The 22,758-nt window shown below is 41.7% G+C and carries 13 protein-coding genes; 2 read left to right on the forward strand and 11 right to left on the reverse strand.

Features of this window, described 5'->3' with window-relative positions:
* Positions 1-199: 199 nt before the first annotated feature.
* The 5 genes from gap to glk form a co-directional block, all read right to left on the reverse strand.
* Positions 200-1,204: a type I glyceraldehyde-3-phosphate dehydrogenase gene (gene gap / locus JIG41_RS10030; RefSeq protein ID WP_036968813.1), complete on the reverse strand. Its 1,005-nt coding sequence runs from the start codon at positions 1,202-1,204 to the stop codon at positions 200-202.
* Positions 1,205-1,222: 18 nt separating this feature from the next.
* Positions 1,223-1,843 carry a bifunctional 4-hydroxy-2-oxoglutarate aldolase/2-dehydro-3-deoxy-phosphogluconate aldolase gene (locus JIG41_RS10035; RefSeq protein WP_036968816.1) on the reverse strand — a complete coding sequence of 207 codons (621 nt, stop codon included), beginning with the start codon at positions 1,841-1,843 and terminating at the stop codon, positions 1,223-1,225.
* Positions 1,844-1,877: 34 nt separating this feature from the next.
* Positions 1,878-3,728, reverse strand: coding sequence for a phosphogluconate dehydratase (edd, locus tag JIG41_RS10040; protein WP_199524674.1), 1,851 nt, complete (start codon positions 3,726-3,728; stop codon positions 1,878-1,880).
* A 430-nt stretch (positions 3,729-4,158) separates the two neighbouring features.
* Positions 4,159-5,172 carry a LacI family DNA-binding transcriptional regulator gene (locus JIG41_RS10045; RefSeq protein ID WP_036968823.1) on the reverse strand — a complete coding sequence of 338 codons (1,014 nt, stop codon included), beginning with the start codon at positions 5,170-5,172 and terminating at the stop codon, positions 4,159-4,161.
* A gap of 28 nt (positions 5,173-5,200) precedes the next feature.
* The gene (gene glk, locus JIG41_RS10050) at positions 5,201-6,199 is read right to left on the reverse strand and encodes a glucokinase (protein WP_199524675.1); all 999 of its coding nucleotides are present in this window, start codon (positions 6,197-6,199) and stop codon (positions 5,201-5,203) included.
* Positions 6,200-6,605: 406 nt separating this feature from the next.
* On the opposite strand from glk, the gene JIG41_RS10055 reads away from it, so the two are divergent.
* Entirely contained in the window at positions 6,606-7,625 is a 1,020-nt protein-coding gene (locus tag JIG41_RS10055; protein WP_036968830.1) for a LacI family DNA-binding transcriptional regulator, read from the forward strand.
* A 205-nt stretch (positions 7,626-7,830) separates the two neighbouring features.
* Complete coding sequence (locus JIG41_RS10060; RefSeq protein WP_199524676.1) at positions 7,831-10,017, forward strand: OsmC domain/YcaO domain-containing protein; 2,187 nt, start codon at positions 7,831-7,833, stop codon at positions 10,015-10,017.
* 87 nt (positions 10,018-10,104) lie between these two features.
* Here the strand turns inward: JIG41_RS10060 and JIG41_RS10065 are convergent, their stop codons facing one another.
* The 6 genes from JIG41_RS10065 to JIG41_RS10090 all read right to left on the reverse strand — a co-directional run bounded on the left by JIG41_RS10065 (position 10,105) and on the right by JIG41_RS10090 (position 22,237).
* Positions 10,105-12,507, reverse strand: a complete 2,403-nt coding sequence (locus JIG41_RS10065; protein WP_199524677.1) for a glucan 1,4-alpha-glucosidase — start codon at positions 12,505-12,507, stop codon at positions 10,105-10,107.
* A 12-nt stretch (positions 12,508-12,519) separates the two neighbouring features.
* Complete coding sequence (locus JIG41_RS10070) at positions 12,520-14,004, reverse strand: MFS transporter (RefSeq protein ID WP_199524678.1); 1,485 nt, start codon at positions 14,002-14,004, stop codon at positions 12,520-12,522.
* On the reverse strand, positions 13,997-15,862 hold the full coding sequence (locus tag JIG41_RS10075) for an alpha-amylase family glycosyl hydrolase (RefSeq protein WP_199524679.1): 1,866 nt from the start codon (positions 15,860-15,862) through the stop codon (positions 13,997-13,999). Before JIG41_RS10075 ends, JIG41_RS10070 begins: the two co-directional genes overlap by 8 nt.
* 94 nt (positions 15,863-15,956) lie before the next feature.
* Positions 15,957-17,807, reverse strand: coding sequence for an alpha-amylase family glycosyl hydrolase (locus JIG41_RS10080; RefSeq protein WP_199524696.1), 1,851 nt, complete (start codon positions 17,805-17,807; stop codon positions 15,957-15,959).
* Between the two features lie 2 nt (positions 17,808-17,809).
* Entirely contained in the window at positions 17,810-19,306 is a 1,497-nt protein-coding gene (locus tag JIG41_RS10085) for a tryptophan halogenase family protein (protein WP_199524680.1), read from the reverse strand.
* A 105-nt stretch (positions 19,307-19,411) separates the two neighbouring features.
* Positions 19,412-22,237, reverse strand: coding sequence for a TonB-dependent receptor (locus JIG41_RS10090; RefSeq protein ID WP_199524681.1), 2,826 nt, complete (start codon positions 22,235-22,237; stop codon positions 19,412-19,414).
* Positions 22,238-22,758 lie beyond the last annotated feature (521 nt).

Below are 22,758 nucleotides of genomic sequence, written 5' to 3' on the forward strand. Positions count from 1 at the left end.
GATGCTTTCTCGTATCTACTCATGTTTTTTCCTTATATGACTTCGCTAAAAATCAAGTAAGGAATTAACATGAGTATTTTTTCAGGCAAAGCCTAAATGATGATAACCACCTACTGAAGTAGGTGGTTTAGGGCCGAAAATCAAAAAAGCCACGATAAACGTGGCTTTGTTGGATAAAGCTTAAACTTTTACGGTTCTATTATAAGAACTTACCTAGCGCTTTAACTTGGTCTAGCATGCGGTTTGAGAAACCCCACTCATTGTCGTACCAAGCCATCACTTTAACAAGCTTACCATCTACTTTAGTTTGCGTAGAATCGAATATTGAAGACGCTGGATTGTGGTTAAAGTCGATAGAAACAAGCGGTAATTCGTTGTACTCAAGAATACCTTGCATTGCACCTTCTGATGCGGCTTTAACTACTTCGTTGATTTCAGCGGCTGTTGTTTCACGCTTAGCAACAAATGTTAAGTCTACTAAAGACACGTTAATTGTCGGTACACGCACTGCCATACCGTCAAGTTTACCCGCGAGTTCAGGAAGTACTAAACCAACGGCTTTAGCAGCCCCTGTTTTCGTTGGGATCATTGACTGTGTCGCACTACGCGCACGGTATAAGTCTGGGTGATAAACGTCAGATAGATTTTGATCATTTGTATAAGCATGAATGGTTGTCATGCTACCTTGCTCAATACCCACTGTGTCGTTGATTGCTTTTGCAATTGGCGCTAGACAGTTTGTTGTACACGATGCGTTTGAAATGATGTTGCTGTCAGCGTTTAATACGTCGCTGTTCACACCGTGAACAACCGTCGCATCCATATCAGTACCGGGTGCAGATACGATCACTTTTTTAGCGCCCGCTTCAATGTGCTTTGCAGCAGCTTCGCGCGATGTGAATAAGCCAGTACATTCTAAAACGATATCTACGTTTAGTGCTTTCCACGGTAAGTTGGCAGGATCACGTTCTTGTGTCAGGGTAATTTCGTCGTTACCAATTAACATGGTGTTTTCAGCAAGTGTTACTTTTTGAGAAAATTGACCGTGTACTGAGTCAAATTGCGTTAAATGCGCGTTAACATTTGCTGGTGCTAAATCGTTGATGGCAACGATTTTGATTTCGTTGTTTTGAGCTGACTCATAAAGGGCACGTAATACGTTACGACCGATACGTCCATAGCCATTAATTGCAACATTAATCATTCTAATATCTCCCGTTAATTATTTTACTTCACTTGCTTGGCGAGCAAGCGCTTCAATGGCTTGCCAGTCTTTGTTTTCAATAAGTTGTTTATCTAACATCCACGTACCACCCACACAAATAACATTACTTAATGCAAGGTAGTTAGGTGCGGTTTCAAGGCTAATGCCACCTGTAGGGCAAAAAGTCACTTGCGGTAAAGGACCGCCAATTGATTTGAGCATCGCGGTGCCGCCCGCTGCTTCTGCAGGGAAGAACTTTAAGAACTTAAAGCCATGGCTTACTAACTTCATCACTTCACTGGGGGTTGCGGCACCGGGTAAAAATGGAATGTCAGACTCTTTAGCCAGTGCTAATAATTCGTCGTTTACACCTGGGCTCACCATAAAGTCAGCACCGGCTTCAACAGATGCATTAAATGTCGCTTTATCAACCACAGTACCTGTGCCTACGTATGCTTCTGGTACGGCTTCTTTCATTAGCTTTACTGCCTCTGCCGCAATCGGTGTGCGCAAGGTGATTTCTAATGCTTTTAAGCCGCCGTTATAAAGCGCGCGTGCTAGCGGTGCTGCATCTTCAAGTTTTTCGATTACAACAACCGGTACCACAGGTGCCGATGATAAAATTTTCTCAATGCTCATTGTATGTTCCTCATAGCCCAGTAACGGCGTATTATTATTCTAAACCGAAGGCGCTTGCGCCAAGGTCTGCACTACTTACTATATTTCTGAAACCTGCGAATAACTCTCGGCCTGTACCGTATGTTTGGCTCGGTTGGCTAAGTTGTAATTCACGTTTTGCTAATTCTTCATCACTTATATGTACCTTTAATACACCCGCCGGTGCATCAAGCGTTATCAAATCACCTTCGTGAATTTTAGCAATCACACCGCCTTCAACCGCTTCTGGTGCTAAGTGAATGGCTGCAGGCACTTTACCTGACGCACCCGACATACGGCCGTCTGTTACGATAGCCACTTTGTAACCTTGGTCTTGTAACGTTGCCATCACAGGTGTGAGCTTATGAAGCTCAGGCATCCCTTTTGCTTTTGGCCCTTGCTCTTTTAAAACAGCAATAAAGTCGGTGTTAAGTTCACCACGGCTGTACGCTTCTTGTAGCTCACCTTGCGAGCTGAATACTTTAGCTGGTGCAGATACAACTTGGTGCGACTCTGCAACCGCTGATACTTTAATAACCGCTTTACCCAGATTACCCGTTAATAGTTGTAAGCCACCTTGTTTGCTAAATGGATTATCAATTGGGCGTAATACTTCTTCGTCGTGTGATTTTTCTGGACATGCAACCCATTTCACTTTGCTTGGCCCTGAGCTATCCGTCATGATCACTGAAGTATCTTTATCTAGCATTGGCTCAGTTGTATAGGCCTCTAAGCCATCACCTACTATGGTTTTTACATCGTTATGTAGGTAGCCTTTGCTTAATAGCTGCTTCATTAAGAAGCCCATGCCGCCAGCAGCTTGGAAATGGTTCACATCGGCTGAACCGTTCGGGTAGATACGTGTAAGCAGAGGCACAACCTCTGACAAGTCAGACATGTCTTTCCACGTCAGGATCACACCTGCCGCTTTAGCAATAGCCACTAAGTGAATCGCGTGGTTTGTAGAGCCACCTGTAGAAAGCAAGCCTACAAGACCATTAATGATCGTTTTTTCACTGACGACGTCGGCTAGACAGTTTGCATCTTTCGTTTCAATTAACTGTTTCAACATTGTTTCAACAGCATGGCCTGTTAAACCATCACGAAGCTCTGTGTAAGGGTTAATGAATGAGCTACCTGGAAGGTGAAGACCCATAATTTCCATTAACATTTGGTTAGAGTTTGCCGTGCCGTAGAATGTGCAAGTACCTGCACTGTGGTATGACGCGCTTTCAGCTTCTAAAAGCTCTTCACGACTAACCAAACCTTGAGCAAACTTTTGACGAACACGGGCTTTTTCTTTGTTAGGGATGCCAGACTGCATTGGCCCTGCTGGCAAGAAATACGTAGGTAAGTGACCAAAAGATAACGCACCAATTAATAGCCCTGGGACAATCTTGTCACACACACCTAAACAGAAAACACCGTCGAACACATCATGTGATAAAGAAACCGCAGTAGACATTGCAATCACATCGCGTGAAAACAATGACAATTCCATACCATCACGACCTTGCGTAACACCGTCACACATGGCTGGTACGCCACCAGCAACTTGAGCGGTTGCATCATACTTGGTAGCAAGGTTTTTGATGATTTCAGGATAATCTTTGTAAGGCACATGCGCTGAAAGCATGTCGTTATAAGAATTGATAATCGCTAAATTAGGTTGCTCATCTGCTTTTAAACGAGCTTTGTCATCACTGCTACAGGCAGCCATAACATGGGCGATATTACCACAACCTAAACCGGCACGGACTCTTGTTTGTTTTTTTGCGTGCGCGATTCGCTCTAAATAAGCTTGGCGGGTCTCTTTACTGCGTTCGATAACGCGTTCGGTGACTTCTTGAATACGAGGATGCAACATATAAATTCGACTCATCTCTATAGTTAGAGGATAAAGGCTCAGTGACAATTAAAGACTCCACGAAAATAATTGCACTGAGCATCTTTGATTTACCCGTTCAAAGGTACGCTGACAGGCTGTCTCTCACAACCAACCTGACACCGGTGTCACTGTATTAACTCATGACTGTGACACCGGTGTCAACCCTATCTGTTAAATTTAGTTTAATTTTTTAAAATGACCAAATAATGAACAGTACTATTTTAGCTTAGTATGAATAGAATTCATGCAAAATCATGAGAAAGAGATTTATTGAATGATGACACTAATTAGAGTTAACTTATTAATAAACAATATATTAGATGTTTTATATGAACGGTTTATAGATCAAATAAAAAAGCCCGAAAAAGCGTCACTCAATTTCGGGCTACTGTGAAAAACAAGATGAAATTTATTTAATTGCTGCCGTTGACTCACGAGTAATCAATTTTGCTTCCAAAGTCACTTGATATGGTGACTCCTGTGGCTCACTAATATGGCTAATTAATTGTGTTACTGCTTGGTGTGTCATTTCTTCGACTGGTTGAGCAATGGTGGTTAAACCAGGCCAAATATGACGCGCAATGGGGGCATTATCAAACCCTGCTATCGAGATATCATCGGGTACTTTTAGCTGCATTTGTGTTGCTAATTTAAGAACCGCAGCAGCCATGTAATCATTTGATGCAAAAACAGCAGTCGGACGTGGGCTTAAATCTAAAATAGTGCGCGCACTATCAACACCTGAATGGTAACTAAAGTTACCCTCTTCGACTAAACGCTCGTTAAACTCAATGCCATTAGTAGCAAGTGCGCGACGATAACCTTTAAAGCGCTGCTCTGTCGCACTGTGATCCGGGTGACCTTTAATAAACGCAATTTCTTTGTGGCCGAGCTTAATTAAATGTTCTGTTATTTCAAAAGCACCTTGCTCATCATTACTGCGTACAGAAATAGAATCATCCTCTAGCACGGCTGATGCAACACGGGCATACGGAATTTTTTTCGATTTTAAAAATGTAACAAGTTCAGCAAAATCTGAAAATGGAGGCGTTAGAACAATCCCGTCAAGTCGTGATGTTTGAAGTAACTGTTCTATATTACTGATCAGCTCTTCACCACGTAATTCACACGGGTGAATCAACAAATTATAATTGTGTTCATGACACGCAGCTAACGCACCTGTTTGTACCCGCGTGATATAACTCTTACTTGGATTATCGTATAAGCAACCAATAATAAAACTACGGTTCTGCGCTAACCCTCGTGCGATAGGGTTTGGTGTGTAATCAAGCTCTTTAAATACTTTTAGTACTTTTTCGCGTGTAGCATCACTCACGTTTGGCTCATTATTGAGCACACGAGACACTGTTTTTTTAGAAACACCGGCGTAGCTGGCGACACTATTAATGGTTACTTTTTTCATCCGATACTCATCCAACGACACTCCTTGGTTACGCGTTACTATTTACATGTAAACACGCAGCAGCACCAACCAGTGGAATGTTGTCTTGTGTTACAAGCGTAACAGGGATTTGCGACGTATATTGCGACATAATACCTTTATCAGCAAAACGCTCAACAAATCGACTAGATAATAACCGTTGTTGCATACGAGGTAAAATCCCACCACCAATAAATACACCCCCTAAGGCGCCAAATGTAAGTGAAAGATCACCCGCAACACTGCCAATCCAATCACAGAACTGGTTAAGTGTGGCTTCGCATACTTCGCACTGGCCTGTGCTTGCCAGCTCGCTTATTTGCGCCGCATCAAGGTTTTTAGCTTCAATACCTTTAACAGCGGCCATTGCGCGATATAAATGGGCAATGCCTGGACCTGAGAAAACAGTTTCTACAGATACATGGTTTAATTGCTTTTTAAGCTCTTTAATTAACTCACGGTCAAGTTCGGTCACTGCCGCAAGCGTAATATGCCCTGCTTCACAGCTTAATACAGCACTGCCCTGCGACGTTCTCACTAAACAAGCAGCACCAAAACCCGTACCGGGTCCCATGACAGCAATATTTGCATTGTCATCAGCTTGTCCAGCTTTCACTGCAACATTTTTTGAATCATCTAAATAAGGTGCAGCATACGCAAAAGCAGCAAAGTCATTAATGACTTCTAATTGCGTAAAAGCAAATTCATTTTTAAGGTCGGCAACACTAAAGTGCCAACCTAAGTTAGTAAGGTGTACTTGTCCAGCTTTAATTGGACCCGCAACGGCTAAACATGCTCGCGACGGTTTTGCATACGAAATATGATTAAAATAATGTGATATGGCGCTTTCAAGTGAACCAAAATCTGCGCTTGGAAATTTAAGATTTTGCTCGATAACGAATTGATTTGTTTGTTTGTTAAAGTCTGTGATTAAGGCAAAACGCGCATTAGTGCCACCAATATCGGCAACGAGAATGGGATCAAATTCTGTGTTAGGCTGTGTGTTCATGTTGTTTTCTCTATTTGTCTAAGCTTTTTGCCGCTTATTCTTATATTTTTCAATGGCCTAGCCACTGTATTTGATAATACTTTGAGCTATCCTCTCAAAGCAGCTATCTTTAGTATTAAAAAAATGCTGCCCAAATAAATGGGCAGCCAAATACGTTTTGACAACAAAATGATAAAACAGTGACATTATGACACCGGTGTCAGCTTTGAATCAATAAAAATTTTCATTATTTACCCATGCATACGTATTTATTCACTAAAATGACAGTGTAGGTATGGATAAAAAGTAAAATAAATGCTTGCTTATTAACGTATTTCGCTTTGCTGTGTGACTCATCACAAATTGCTTGAAAAAAATAATAAATAGCCGAAAATGGCACTCACTGACACTGTAACTTGGTAACCATATGAAAGGTAAGGCTACATCATTTGACATTGCACACTATGCGGGTGTGTCTCAGTCAACCGTGTCTCGCGCACTCAGAAATAGTCCGCTGGTCAACGAAGAAACACGTCGGCGAGTACACGAGGTCGCAAAACAGCTTAATTATAAAGTAGATAAAAACGCCAGTAACTTGCGCACGCAACAAAGCAGTACCCTCGCGCTGTTACTCTTTGAAGATCCTACATCGGATGAGTCACAAATAAATCCTTTCTTTTTGGCCATGCTTGGCAGTATTACGCGTGCTTGCGCAAAAGAAGGCTACGATTTATTGGTCTCCTTTCAGTCAAGTAGCTCTGATTGGCAAGCCGACTATGAAGATAGTCACCGCGCTGATGGCCTTATATTACTTGGCTATGGCGACTACTTAGACTATCAACCCAAGTTTAGAACCTTAATTGAGCAAAACACCAAGTTTGTTTGTTGGGGAGCCAGTGTAGATAACCGCCCTGACTTAACGGTTAGCTGTGATAATTATGGTGGCGGAAAAATGGCGGCGCAGCATTTACTGGCAACCGGTCGCACCGATTGTGCTTTTATAGGTGATGCATCAGACCATAGCCCTGAATTTTTTGCTCGCTACCACGGTTTTAAAGATGCCTTTTTGGCAAAAGGGATTACTCTTAGCGAACGAAAAATGGCCAATGCAATTTCTACCGAAGAGTCAGGTTACCATGCCACTCGTTCACTGATTGCTAATAATATTCGCTTTAACTCGCTGTTTGCTGCGAGTGACTTAATTGCTATTGGTGCTATTCGGGCTTTAAAAGAAGCAAAAATCAACGTGCCCGACGATGTTCATGTTGTAGGGTTTGATAATATTGCTGTTGCAAGTTTTGTTAATCCACCGCTTACAACAGTACAGCAAGACACCACACTCGCAGGGCAAATGTTAGTTGATAACCTTTTAAAACTAATTCGAGGTGAACCGGTTGAGAACACCCTACTCCCGCCGCGTTTAATCATTCGAGGTTCAAGTATTTAAATCGCTAGATAAGGGCTCTTAAGCGAGTCAATCTCTAGCCATTTTCATTCACTGACAATTCAACCACCATTAAAATGGCTTTTTTTTCGATTTACCCAAGACTATTACCGCGAAAAAGCAGATAATTATACCTATTATGATGAAAACGCTATTAGCAAGCTTTTAAAGTTTGTAGTAGCTAAGCGCACTAAGGTGGAATTTTTTAATGGAAATTAAAGTTAATTTTCTCGACAACCTCAGACTTGAAGCCAAGTTTGATGACTTCTCTGTCATCGCAGATCAACCTATACGCTATAAAGGCGATGGTTCAGCACCAAGTCCTTTTGATTATTTCTTAGCGTCTTCTGCACTGTGCGCCGCTTATTTTATTAAAGTGTATTGTAACTCTCGTGATATCTCGACGGATGGTATTCGTGTTGCACAAAATAATATTGTTGATCCTGAGGATCGTTACAATCAAATATTTCAAATTCAAGTCGAGTTACCAGAGCACCTATCCGAAAAAGATCGCACGGGTATTTTGCGCTCAGTAGAGCGTTGTACAGTAAAACGTGTTATTCAGACAGGCCCTGAATTTAAAATTGATACCGTAGAAAACATTGAAGCCGATGCGCAAGCAATGTTAATGGCAAAACCTGATGAAGATCATAACACCTTTATTTTAGGCAAAGACTTACCGCTTGAAGAAACCATCGCGAATATGACCGCGATACTCGAAGACTTAGGGATGAAAATAGAAATTTCATCTTGGCGCAATATTGTGCCAAATGTATGGTCGTTGCATATTCGTGACGCCGCATCGCCTATGTGTTTTACCAATGGTAAAGGCGCAACCAAAGAAAGCGCACTGTGCTCTGCGCTTGGTGAGTTTATAGAACGTTTAAATTGTAACTTCTTCTATAATGATCAATTTTTAGGTGAAGAAATAGCAAACAGCGCATTTGTTCATTACCCAAATGAAAAATGGTTCAGCCTAACCGACGATGACTCCCTGCCTGAAGGTATATTAGACGACTACACGCGCGACATCTATAACCCCGATGGCGAATTATGTGGCTCTCACCTAATTGATACTAATTCAGGTAACACAGCGCGCGGAATTTGCTCTATTCCTTATGTGCGCCATTCAGATGGTGAAACTGTTTATTTTCCATCAAACTTGATTGAAAATTTATTCTTAAGCAATGGTATGAGTGCGGGTAATAACTTTGCAGAAGCAAAAGTACAGTGTTTGTCAGAGATTTTTGAACGGGCCGTTAAACGCCAAATAATTGAGCAAGAAATTGCTCTTCCAGATGTACCTGACGCAGTCTTAAATAAATACCCAAGCATTGTTGCTGGCATTAAAGGCCTTGAAGAACAAGGCTTTCCTGTTGTTGTTAAAGACGCATCACTGGGTGGTCAATTTCCGGTTATGTGTGTCACGCTAATGAACCCAAAAACAGGCGGTGTATTTGCCTCGTTTGGCGCGCACCCAAGTTTTGAAGTCGCATTAGAGCGCAGCCTTACAGAGCTGTTACAAGGTAGAAGCTTTGAGGGCTTAAACGATGTTCCTAAACCGACCTTTAATAGCATGGCCGTGTCGGAGCCAGAAAATTTTGTTGAGCACTTTATTGACTCAACAGGGGTTATTTCATGGCGCTTCTTTAGTGCGAAGTATGATTTTGAGTTTGTGGAGTGGGATTTCTCAGGCACAAACGAAGAAGAAACCGCAAGCTTATTCGGTATTTTAGAACGCTTAGGTAAAGAAGCCTACATTGCAGAGTTCTCAGATCTTGGTACTGCGTGTCGTATATTAGTCCCTGATTATTCTGAAGTTTACCCAGTCGAAGATTTGATTTGGGATAACACTAATAAAGCCTTAAATTTCCGTGAAGATATTTTAAATCTGCACCGTCTAACTGAAGATCAACTTGCTGATTTAGTTGAGCGATTAGAAGAAAGTGAGTTAGATAACTATATCGATATCATTACGCTAATTGGTATCGAATTTGACGAAAATACGGTGTGGGGTCAATTAACAATTCTTGAGCTTAAGTTATTAATTTACCTAGCATTGGGTGATTTAGAAGCGGCTATGGAGTTAGTTGAAGCCTTTTTACAATACAACGACAATACCCTTGTTGAACGAGGTCTATTTTATCAAGCGATGCATGCAACACTGGAAGTTGCGCTTAGCGATGACCTAGAAATTGAAGATTACATTCACAACTTTACGCGTATGTTTGGTCAAGAAACCATGGACGCCGTGGTTGGCTCGATTAATGGGGATGTTATGTTTTATGGTTTAACCGAAACAAGTATGAAACTTGAAGGCTTAGACAGACATCAGCGTTTAATCGACAGCTACAAAAAGTTGCACGCAGCGCGAGCAAAAAAAGCAGGTTTATAAGGCACAATCATTTTGCTGAACTGATAAATAAAAAAACCGCTGAGGGTTAAAGCTCAGCGGTTTAATTTTAATATTTAAATGCTCAATTTACTTCAAAGCATCTTCGACAACAGGGTAATGATCCCACACATGCTTATCGCTTAAAGAGCGAAGTAATTTAATGTACTCTGCATGCGTCCACGCAAGTGGTGTCGCTGAGTTCGTCCCTTCGCCTAACTCATAGCCAGCTTTATTGTTACCAACACCATCCCACACTTGCTCAGGTAACATCATGCCTTCATTAGCAAATGCTTCCATGCCTTTTACATACGTGTTTTTGATCGTGTTTTGTTTCATCGCATTTAAGCTATTGCTGGCATTTGCTGCGGCAATTTCATAGTGACCGCGTTCACCCGTGAAAAACGGCCATACTCGCCCACGCTGACCTGGGGTATTATTCCCCCCTTCTGCGTAGTTATTGCCCGTTACTTCGTCTTCGCCGTAACCATCATTACCATAACGACGGTAGCCTGGGAATGACCCAGAGCCATCAGCAAAGTTAAAGGTATAGCGCACTTGTAGGTTATCAATTAAGCTTTCGTCATCATATTCTGGAAGCGTTTTTACAATGCTTGGTGCAAGCGCATCACGAACACCGTAGCGAACCAGCTCTAAAAACCCTCCGTCCAGAATTTGCTTTTTGTCGAAGCCATCACGACCATTATTCGCATTAAGCGTGGTCGATGAGTTTGGATCTTTATCTTGGCCAATACGAATGAAATATTCTCCATCGGCATTGTCTGATTTTAGGTTACCTTGCGTGGTAAACATGGTGCTTTCGATTTCACTATTGTATTGCTTAGCGGTTTCTAAGTAACGCACTGCGTTTTTAGTATCACCTGCTTTTTTGGCAATATCAGCAGCAGTAACTAGGCCCGCTACAACAGCAGCAGTCGTAGAAGGAGAGTAACCGTTTTGTTCTTCCCAGCGCTCTTGCTGCGTTGCGGGTGGGGTGATTTGTGTATCATTCCACAGAATCTTTGCAAGGCCACCATCTACCAAAAAGTCAGCCGCTGGTTTGAGCATTTTGCCATACCACTGTGTTAACTCTTGGTCGCTAAGTACGTCGGCTTGATGAAGTTTCCATGCAAGCATAATTGGCATAGCCGTTTGGTCAAGTTGCACACCAACCCATTCAAGTTCACCATCAACGTGTGTTTTTTGTAAAAACCAACCAGTGTCTCCCCCATTACCAGGAGTCCGAGCGGTAACTTGTACTTTTTCTAAATATTCAAAGGCTGTCTTAGCTGTTTTAGTATCGCCCATGGCCATAAACGCCATAGCCACCTGATAAAAGTCACGTACCCAGACTGCTTTATAGCCTGTAGAGCCTGTTTTAGCTGAGACCGTTTCACCCCATGGGTTTGATAACGACGCAATTAGTGCCCCCGCATGTGTTTTATCTTCTTGCGCCTTTAATACCATGGCACTGGTATAAAGTAATTTGCCATTATCAGCGGTACTGCTAGTTAATGTGCTAAGGGGCTCAAGGCTTGCTAAGTAATCTTGCCAACCAATTGCATCACCTTTACCGTTATAGGCATCTAGTAACTTTTGGTAACCTTGACTTAAGCTTGCTTGACCTTCTTTTAGGCTCGCAGCTTCTGATTGACCAAAACTTAGTGCTAAATCGAATGTTGTATTAGTTGAAATATCACCCAGTTCAGCAAGTAAACTAACGTTACCCGATTGCTCACCGGTATTTTGGTACGTTGTGCCAAGTGATTGCGACATTTTAAGTTCTTTTAAACCGTCACTTATGCCCGTAAAACCAACCGTTGCCTGTTTGAATGGCTGACTAGCTTGCAGTGATAAGAAATTATCGTCTTGCCATGCGACTAAGCCTTTATCAGTTACTTTAGCAAAATCGTCTAGGCCGTTATTATCAATATAAGGGTTCACATTCACATAGGCTTTAACGCCTTCTAAATCGGTATTAAATACGCTGCGTACAAACAGAGTTTGACCGTTTGGATCAGTGAAAATATGCTTTTCTAAAGAGAAACGACCTTGCTTATCTTTGCTTACCACTTTATAGGCAAGTGAAAGTGGCCGACCTGCTTCATCTTTGTATAGATAATCAATGCTGACATCAAGATCATCATTTTCTGTCACAGTAAAATCTTTGCCTACCACAACAAATTGCATATCTTTAATTTGTGCTTGGTGAATAAGACCAAACATGGTTTCAGTGATCATGCCTTTGGCAATTGAAAACCACACTTTTGACACTTTACCAGTCGCAGCTGAATCATCATAATGATCCGCTTTATATTGCTCATAGGATGTGCCAATACCTGTTTTACCTGAATAAGCCCAAAATGGCTCAACACCGGGCGCGCCCGGGGCTGAAATCTGCGTTAACGCTGTTGTTGATACAGATTGCTCAGAGCTACAAGCCGTTAAACCTAAAGCAATAAAACTTGCCGTAATAAGATTAATTTTTTTCATTGTGTGTCCTTATTATTGTTGCTTAACGCGAAGTACAGCGAACGCTGCCAGTACGAGCGACACAGCACCTAGCACTAACGCATAAATGGGTTGGTTATCGAAGAAGTGGCGTAAAATCAAGCCTAAAACACTCGCCGCAAGTAACTGTGGGATAACGATAAAAAAGTTGAAAATCCCCATGTATACCCCCATTTTTTTAGTGGGTACAGAGGTGCTTAACATGGCATACGGCAGTGATAAAATAGATGCCCATGCAAAGCCTACTCCTATCATGGGCCAAATAAGTAGACTGGGGTCTTTAATAAAGATAAAGCTGGCAAGTCCCAAGGCACCCAGCACTAGATTGATTGCATGCGCCAGTTTTAAACCATACTTCTTAACGATGACCGGGATACATAATGCTGCAATGGCTGCAAACCCGTTGTACGCTGCAAACAAAACCCCAACCCAATCGGCTCCGTTGTTATAAGCCAGTGAGCCTGTGTCACTACTGCCGTAATGAAAGCTGGTTACCGCTGAGGTTGTATAAATCCACATAGCAAACAGTGAAAACCAGCTAAAAAATTGCACTAAAGCCAGTTGCTTCATTGCCTCAGGCATTGTGAATACATCATTTACTACTTGATAAAAGCCACCCGAGGTTGCATTTTTAGCTTTTAACGCTCCCGCAATGAATTGAATAACACCAAAACTAATTAAACCACCCGCTAATAAATAAAGCTCTTTTTCAAGTGATAACCCCGTAACAATGCCCAGCACCACGATACCAAGCACAGTAAAAATAACCGCACCTTTATTAAAGTTTACATTACTGTGAGTGGCGTTCTGTGCGTCGCTGTGTTCATGTTCATTAAAGCTTTCAAGCTGTTCTGGTGAATATTCTTTGGTGGTAAATATGGTCCAAAAAACGGCAACAAGAAGTACAACTGCACCAAAGTAAAATGAAAACTTTACCGAATCAGGAATTTGACCCGCAGGTGCAGTGTTAGCAATATCAAACCAGTTTGTCATCATCCACGGTAAAGCAGAGGCAACAACCGCACCAATACCTATAAAAAAGCTTTGCATGGCATAACCAGTTGCACGTTGCTTCTTAGGTAGGTTGTCGCTTACCAGCGCACGGAAAGGCTCCATAGTGACATTAATAGAGGCATCCATAATCCATAGCATTCCCGCAGCAATCCACAGGCTGGGCGAATTTGGCATAATAAATAACGATAACGTTGTTAAAATTGCACCGTAGAAAAAGAATGGACGACGACGGCCTAGTTTATTCCATGTTTTGTCGCTCCAGTAGCCAATAATAGGCTGAACAATTAAGCCTGTTAGCGGTGCGGCAACCCACAAAATAGGGATGTCATCAACATTCGCGCCAAGGGTTTGAAAAATGCGGCTCACATTACCATTTTGTAATGCAAAACCAAATTGGATACCGAGGAACCCAAAACACATGTTCCATATTTGCCAGAAGCTTAGCGTTGGTTTGTTATTATTCATAATCAGCCTTTAGGGTATATACTGCGCTGCTTAAGCCGTTCAGTTTTAATTGAATGGGCGCCTGTTTTGTTAGGTCAGAAATAACAATGTCGGCATGACTTTCTAAGTTATCGGTAAGGGTAAGTGACGTGTGATTACGCGTGGGGAGTTGCGTTGCATTAAGTGTAAATGACACAGTTTGAGACGCTTGTGAGAAGTTACTCACTACCAACACCAATTGCTGACCTAGCTTGCGGGTAAAGGCTATTACTTGCTCTGAACCAGTTAGCTCAACTGCTTGCATGTCACCGCCCACAATGGCAGGTAACGTATTAAGTGACATTAGTTTTGTGTAATAGGCGCGCAGTTCTGCTTGTTCTTTCGTTAATGCCCCACCATCAAACTTTCCATCATTCATCCATGCTTGATGCGCTGGCACACCCACGTAATCAAAAATACTGGTACGGGTTGGGTCACCAAATCCAGCGTCTTCAGAGCCATCTTCACCCACTGCTTGGCCAAAATACAGTAATGTCGGCGAGCGAGTCATCAGTGTTGATACCACCATAGCTGGCTTCCCTTTTTCGCTGCTACCCGCAAAATCAGGACTAGCAATACGTTGCTCATCATGGTTTTCTAAAAAGTGCAGCATGTGCTCTTCAATATCGGCCACTTCGCTTTGGATATCAAAAATACTAGTGGCAGGTTGCTTACCTTGCATAACAGCTTTAACGGTATCGTAAAAACCAACTTTGTCGTAAAGGTAGTCCATCTTGCCTTGCTGAATATAAGGACGATAAAGGCTTGGGTTGTACACTTCAGCTAAAATAAACGCATCCGCTTTTTGCATTTTGATAGATGAATTTAAAAAACTCCAAAACTCCACTGGCACCATTTCGGCCATATCATAGCGAAAACCATCCACGCCTTTATCTAACCAGTAAAGCGCGATATCACGGAATTTATACCAGCTATTTGGTAAGTCTTTGTCTTGCCAGAATGCATAGTGAGCGCGGTAGTCTTTACTCGCATAATCAGCTGGCAACGTTGGAAAATCATAACTGCCGTCAGGCTTAACACCGTAGTTAATTTTTACTGTTTCGTACCAATCATTAATATCTGGTTTTGCTTCGCGAGCTCCATTACCCGTCCATTTAGCGGGCGTTTCATCAAAGTGATTGTCAGCAAGTGGGTGTGGCTGCCCACCTAAAACTTGGTAATCTTCACTTGTAGGTACTTGGAATGATTGGCCTGTGACATAGTAAAAGTTGTTATCACGTACGTAAGCTTGTGTTGTATCGTCTTCAGCACCAAAGTCTTTAATTCCTTTTGGTTTTGCTACTGAGTCATAATTACGCGCCACATGATTAGGCACAATATCGATGATGACTTTCATGCCATGCTGATGCGTACGTTCGATAAGCTCTACAAACTCTTCTAGCCGACGTTCAGGGTTTATCGCTAAGTCAGGGTTTACATCATAATAGTCTTTAACAGCATAAGGTGAACCTGCTCGGCCTTTTACAACGTCAGGATCATCTTGCGATAAGCCGTAGTGTGTATAGTCAGTCACTAACGCATGACGTGGTACGCCAGTGTACCAAATGTGGGTAGTACCAAGCTCTTTTATTCCCTTTAATGCTGCGTCATCAAAATCAGCAAATTTACCCACTCCGTTTTCTTCAAGCGTCCCCCATGGTTTATTTGTGGTGTTTGTATTACCAAATAAGCGGGTAAACACCTGATACACGACGGGCTTCGAGACTGTTGCATGTGTTTGCTGTTTTTGTGTGTGCTGTTGTGTTGTTGCTTCATTACCACAGGCTGCTAAACCTAAAATTGAAGCCACGACTAATGCAGTTAATTTATATGTTGTCATCACTACTTCATTATTCTGTAAATATCAGTTAATACTAATGTTAAGGGCTACTCACGGACAGTAAATGCATACGTATTCACCCTAAAACTCACAATTATTCAAGTTCAATTAAGCGTGCTTGCATGGCTTTTAAGCGAATAGGCACAGTTAAAGTAACAGATTCGTTGCTCATTAAGTCGACCCCCGTTTGAGTGTTTTTAAGTACTTCTTGCATATAACTGACATCCCACTCAAGGTCATGTAGGTTTTTATTCAATAACACCACAACTTTTTCACCATTGTGCTCGCGCACATAGCTGTAAACACCTTGCTTAGGTGAAAAATGCATTAAACTCCCTTCACTAAGCGCGGGCTTTTCTTTGCGCAGCTTCAGCAATGTTTGCATTGTGCTTAACATGTCTTTTTGGTCTTTAGAGAGTCCTTCACCGGTAAAGGCATTGACTGTATGTGCTCTAAAACCACCCGGGAAATCAATTCGAATATCGCCATGGTCGTTACTTGGGGTATTATCTAATAGCACCTCTGTGCCGTAATAAATTTGTGGAATTCCGCGTGTAGTCAACAGTAATGTCATTGCCAATTTTGTTTTAGCTAGATTTTGACCCAGCTCTGTATAGACACGGCTCATATCGTGATTGTCGGCAAACACTAAAATATTATCGGTATCTGCATATAAAAAATCATTCGCAAGTGATTGGTATACCCTGACCCAGCCCGTGTTCCAGCTTTCTTGTTCATTCAGTGCTTTAATAAGCGCCTCTTGCAATGAAAAATCCATTACACTGGGTAAGTCTGAGGTATAACCATCTTGATTTATTTTTCCGCGTTGCCAGTACGATGCAATTGCAGGATTACTTGTCCACTCTTCACCCACAATATTAAAATTGGGGTATTCGGTCATAATCGCTTTAGTCCAATCTGCTAAGAACGCTTTATCTGAGTATGAATACGTGTCGACGCGAATGCCGCTCAAGTTAGCGTATTCAATCCACCAAATGGCATTTTGAATAAGGTAAGTCGACAATAACGGTTGACGCTGATTTAAATCAGGCATCGACTCAACAAACCAACCATCATTAAATTGGCGCTTATCGTATTGGCTCGCATGTGGGTCTTGAATTGTTTGACGGGCATGCGTTGTGGCATTTTTACCTTTTTCAAACTGACCATCAAAGCTAACCCAATCAGCTGTTGGCATATCAGACATCCACTGGTGCGATGAACCAAAGTGATTAAGAACCATGTCCATCACTAAACCGATACCATGCTCTTTTGCTTTCACTGATAGCGTTTTATAGAGCTCATTACTGCCCATACGCGGGTCGACCTTGTAAAAATCTGTGATTGCATACCCATGATAAGAGTAACTTGGCATATTATTTTCAAGTACAGGTGTTAGCCAAAGTTGAGTGACGCCTAAATTTTCTAGGTATTCAAGACTATTAATCACACCTTGAATATCACCGCCATGGCGACCGCCCTTAAACTCAGGGTTTGCTGCCTCTTGCATTGAAGCAATACTATCGTTCGTTGGATCACCGTTAACAAATCGGTCAGGATTTATTAAGTACAGCGTGTCTTTATTTGTAAATCCTGGGCGCTTTGCACTGTTTTTATTGCGGGTATTTAACCGATATGTAAAGACAGTTCCATCCGACGCTTTAAAGCTAAGTTCACCTGCTTTTGCATTATCGCTGATGTTTAAATTCAGAAATGCGTAGTTAGCATTATTCGTTGTTGTAACCCCCTTAAACTCAACGCCTTTGTAAGGCAACATCTGCCAAGTTTGTTTCGCAATGTTGCCCTCGTGAAGCATAACTTGTAACGATTCGTTCTGCATGCCCACCCACCAGCTTTCTGGTGAGGCAGTGATTGCATAACTCGCTGTCGAATTTAAAAACGTTAATACGGTGCTTACTGCAAAAATTGTATGTGTTTTTTTCATCATTAATTTTGTATTTTTTCTAAAAATTCACTGTGGCTGGGCAGCTGCTCAACCGTGCTATTAATCAAGGTTTTTAAATTGCTAAATAGCTCATTAAGCTGATTATCTGTTAAGGCATTTGTTAAAGGATGATAATCTTCAGCAATCAGGCCTTGCCCTATCAACACTTGTTGCCACGCGACTTCGGCAAATAACTCATCGTCTTCACGCACTAGCTTACCGCTGGTTTTATATAGTGCTATTTTCTTAGCAAGGCTGCTTGGAATATCCATGCCCTTACAAAGACGCCAAAATGGACTGTCGTCTCGCTCTGTAAGTTTGTAGTGGAGAATAATAAAGTCACGAATTCGCTCAAATTCTGTTTTACTTTGTTTGTTAAATTCATCCACTAAGTTTTGCGTAATACCTTGATGTGGAAAAAACTTAATCAACCGGATAGCTGCACTTTGAATTAAATGAATACTGGTTGACTCTAAGGGCTCTAAAAAACCACTCGATAAGCCAATCGATACTACATTTTTATGCCACTGCTTTAAGCGTCGACCCGTTTTAAATTTAATAATTCGTGGCTCAGTTAAGGGCTTAGCTGGCAAGTTGTTTAGCAGCTGCTGTTTTGCATTTTCATCTGATAGATATCGACTTGAATACACCAAGCCATTACCAACACGATGTTGGAGTGGAATTTGCCATTGCCAACCTGACTCTCTAGCGATAGAGCGGGTATAGGGAATGGCGTTGCTTGCAGACTCACTTTGGACAGCTACAGCGCTATCACACGGTAACCAGTGCGACCAATCTTCAAACCCCGTATTCAGCGTTTGCTCTATAAGTAATGCTCGCAGGCCGGTGCAATCAATAAATAAGTCCCCTTCAATCAGGCTACCATCTTCTAGCTTTAACGCATTGATAGACCCTGTTTGATCGCATTGACTTATCGTTTCTATTTTTCCTTCAATGCGATTAACCCCCCGCGATTGGGCTAATTCTTTTAAAAATTCACCATAGCGTGTCGCATCAAAATGATACGCGTAATGTAAGCCCACTAATTGGGTATTAGGAATGTTTTTGAGATGGGCAAATTTATGCGCTTTTGCAGCTTGGTAGTTGAGAGAGAAATCCCAAAAGTCAGGGGCGTTTTGTGTTTGGTTTGCTTTCAACCAAAAATGATAAAATGCGCAAAACGGGAAGTCCTTACCTATTTCGCCAAAAGCGTGCATATAACTGTGCCCTTGGCTACGCCAGTTTTCAAACTCTATCCCCAGTTTAATGGTTGCACCAGTCGCCTTGATAAATTCTTTTTCTGAAATACCAAGAGCCCCATTTAAATGCAAAATAGGGGGAATACTTGCCTCACCAACGCCAACAGTGCCAATTTCGGCAGATTCAACGAGAGTAATATCAAGTGATTTTCCAAGCACTTTGTTGAGTAGTGCGGCGGTGATCCACCCAGCAGTTCCACCACCGGCAATCACAACTTTTGTTATTTTTTTTGCTTCCATAGTACACCTAACACCAATTTCAATTCATTGAGTGTAGCCCACTGATATAAAAAAGCCCTTGTAAAACAAATCACAAGGGCAATTTTCTATCGCTGTTTAAGCTAATTACAGCTTGTAGCTGAAACCTAACAGGAATGTACGACCGTAGTCTTGGTAATCACGTACTTGCAGTGCGTTATCACCTTGTAGAGACGTGAACGGCTCTTCTGTGATGTTTTGCACTTGGAATGTAACACTCAAGTTTTCGAGACCTTGGATACCGGCTTCTGCAAAATCATAGCCGATTTGAGCATCCCAAATTGTTTCGCCTTTGATATCAACTTGTGTGGTTGCAAATCCTGCTCCATAAATATCACCTTTAAAGTCGCTACGCTTACGCATGCTAGTACGTGCTTGGAAACCGTTGCGCTCAAAGTACACTGTTAAGCTATCAATTTGATCAGATAACCCTGGTAATTCATACTCATTACCATTTGGGTCTGTAATATCCTGCTCAACACCAGTATGGCTTGCGATTAAACCAAAACCATCCAGTGATTCACTGAACATTGTAAATGGCAGTGTTAATGAAAGCTCATAACCCCAAAGGTCACCAGAGCCACCATTTACTTTACCAGAACCGGTACCAGTTGAATTCGAAGGAATTTCACCCGTAGATGGGTCCGCCACACCACTCATATCGATTTCGTACTTACCGTCAAAAATCCATTGCGTGATATCTTTATAGAAAACTGCAGCAGCAAAGTACCCTTCTTCATGGAAGTAGTTTTCGTAGCTTAAGTCAAAGCCAGTTGCTTCTTTAGGCTCAAGTTCTGGGTTGCCCCCTGAGACACTCCAGTAGTTTCCATTATCATCAGGTTGCTGATTATATGATGCACTTACAGATGCATTCATTTCATCCAAACGAGCACGAGAAATCGTTTTCGCAGCGCCGAAACGTACAGTTTGCTCTTCATCAATTGCAAACGATAAGTTTAAGCTTGGCAAAAAGTGGCTGTAGTCATGGCTAATATCTGTAGGAGAGACAACAACTTCACCATCAATTGTATTCGCAGCAAAACCTTGCGAAGACTGCTCAGTTTTAACATAGCGAACACCAATGTTACCTGTCACAGGGATTGAGCCTATTTCTGCATTGATATCAGCTTGAGCGAAGAACGCGGTTACTTCCTCCTGAACTGTCCAAGAGCGAGTTAAATGCTTTGAGTCATTTAAACTTTCACGGAATAAATCATAGTAGCCATCCTCAACAAGCGCATTTGTATCATAAGCAATCATGTCACCCATACCAATAAAGTCTAAGCTTGCGCTGCCTAAACGATATTCCTCAGGAACAATCATCATCCCTGGATTGTCGAGCGAGAAACCTGCTAATGTCATGAAGTACCCTTCTGACTCTTTGCTCTTCTCACGATCACGATATGACATACCAAATGACACGCGGCTAATATACGCGTTATCGAGGACTTTGCTTGCAGCAAGTTTCAATGTGCTTAGTTCATCATTAATTTCAGGTGCATTGATAAAACCATCTTGTGCCTGATGTTTATAACCGGAAATATCATTACCATCGGCATCGACTAGGCCGTATTTTAAGTTAAGTGGTTTACTTTCACCCCAAGATAGTGGGCCTCCTAACTGAATTAGATCGTAGTCACTGTAATCAAGTTCATGAGAGAACTGTGCACCAGTGTTACCGCCATCAAATACATAGCCTATATTATCTGCCACACCACGATCATTACCGCGGCCTGTACCTGAATAACTCTCTATACTCCAAATTTGACGCTCAACTTCTGAACGACTCGCATCAAACTCAACTGACCATTCGTCATTAATATCGTATTTAGTATTGAAACCAAACTGAGTTAGTTCTGCATTACGCTCTTCATAGTCATTACGAACAACAACACGTTGACCTTCTGTTACTGCACTAGTGATAAAACCAGAATTTTCATCAATAACCAAATTTGTTGCTGGAATTTCTTCAGCTGACATTGAGCCTTGACCCCAACCAAATGGCACCTCAATACCACGTAGGATTTTCTCATCAGAAAAATCAACATACAATGCATCGAATGTCATATTTAAGCGGTCATTCGGTGCTGCTTCAATAACGAGCATTGCTGAATCACGCTCAAGCGTTGATGACCGAACAAACGGCTTTGCACCACCTAACATTGAATAGGTATCTGTGTAACCTTCAACCTTTTTATCTGGGTAGCCCCATGAATTCCAGCGTTTCTCTTGGTTAGGTGAGCTCATTGTGTTGTAAGCAAATGCAACACCGATGGTGTCATCAGCAAACTGATCAATGTATGAAACCGTACCACGGAAACCTTTATCGTCACCGTCTGGGTTTAATTTATCAAAACCTGTTTGCTCATATTGGCCATTAAACATGATAACTTGCTCGCCTTTACTTAAAGGCTTAACAGTTTGCATGTCGATTACACCAGCAATACCTTCCGCTTCGATACCTGCGCTTGGTGTTTTGTATACCGTTACACCGCTCATTATTTCTGATGGGTAAAGGTCAAACTCAACACCGCGGTTATCGCCAATTGATACTTGCTCACGACCGTTAAATGTTGTTGCACTTTCGTTTTCACTGAAACCACGCACACTTACGCGACTAGCACGACCATCTAGACGTTGTGCTGTAAGGCCAGGAAGGCGTGCGATTGATTCTGCAATTGATGAATCAGGTAATTTACCGATATCTTCTGCTGAGATTGACTCAACAACTTCAGGAGTGAAGCGTTTCGTGTTAATAGATTCTACAACACTGCCACGAAAACCTTTTACTTCGATAACTTCAACGTTATCGTTTTTTGTTTTTTGGTCTTCTTCTGCAGCATACGCTACAAAGCTATTTAAACCTGCGGCTGTTAAAGCCAGAGTTAATATACTTGGTTTGAACATAGACATGATGTTTTCCCATTACCCAAATTGTAATGTCAACGCCTTGCAGTTATTCATGATAGCAATAGCTGTTAATCGCTGACTGATTTTGTTGTCAACACGAATATTAACGCTCAGATTATTTTCTTAACAAATTTATGCATACGTATTCAGACTAGACGATGCAAACAAAAATTAACAACAAATTTACACGCAGATGTTGTAATGCATTGTTTATTAATCGTTTATTTATAAAACAGAGACGTCAAATGTGAATGAAACATTTTTTATCCAACGTCGTATTGTATTGGGCACAAATACGTATGGAGCACGCCTCTACCTAGTTTATATAAAAGTTGAATGTCATTTAAAAAAGGTAAACGAACGCAAAGTGTTAATTGGTCTTACCAAAAACATTTTGCACCTTTATGGTGAAAGCCAATTAAATTATGCACCACGTAGGCGCGTTGTTTGGTATCACTCTAAACGGCAAAAATTGGTAAATAATTTACTCTTAAAAATAATCGCTGTAAAAGTGGACTCAATCC

This window comes from Pseudoalteromonas sp. bablab_jr011 (assembly GCF_016464045.1).
Classification (GTDB): domain Bacteria; phylum Pseudomonadota; class Gammaproteobacteria; order Enterobacterales; family Alteromonadaceae; genus Pseudoalteromonas; species Pseudoalteromonas lipolytica.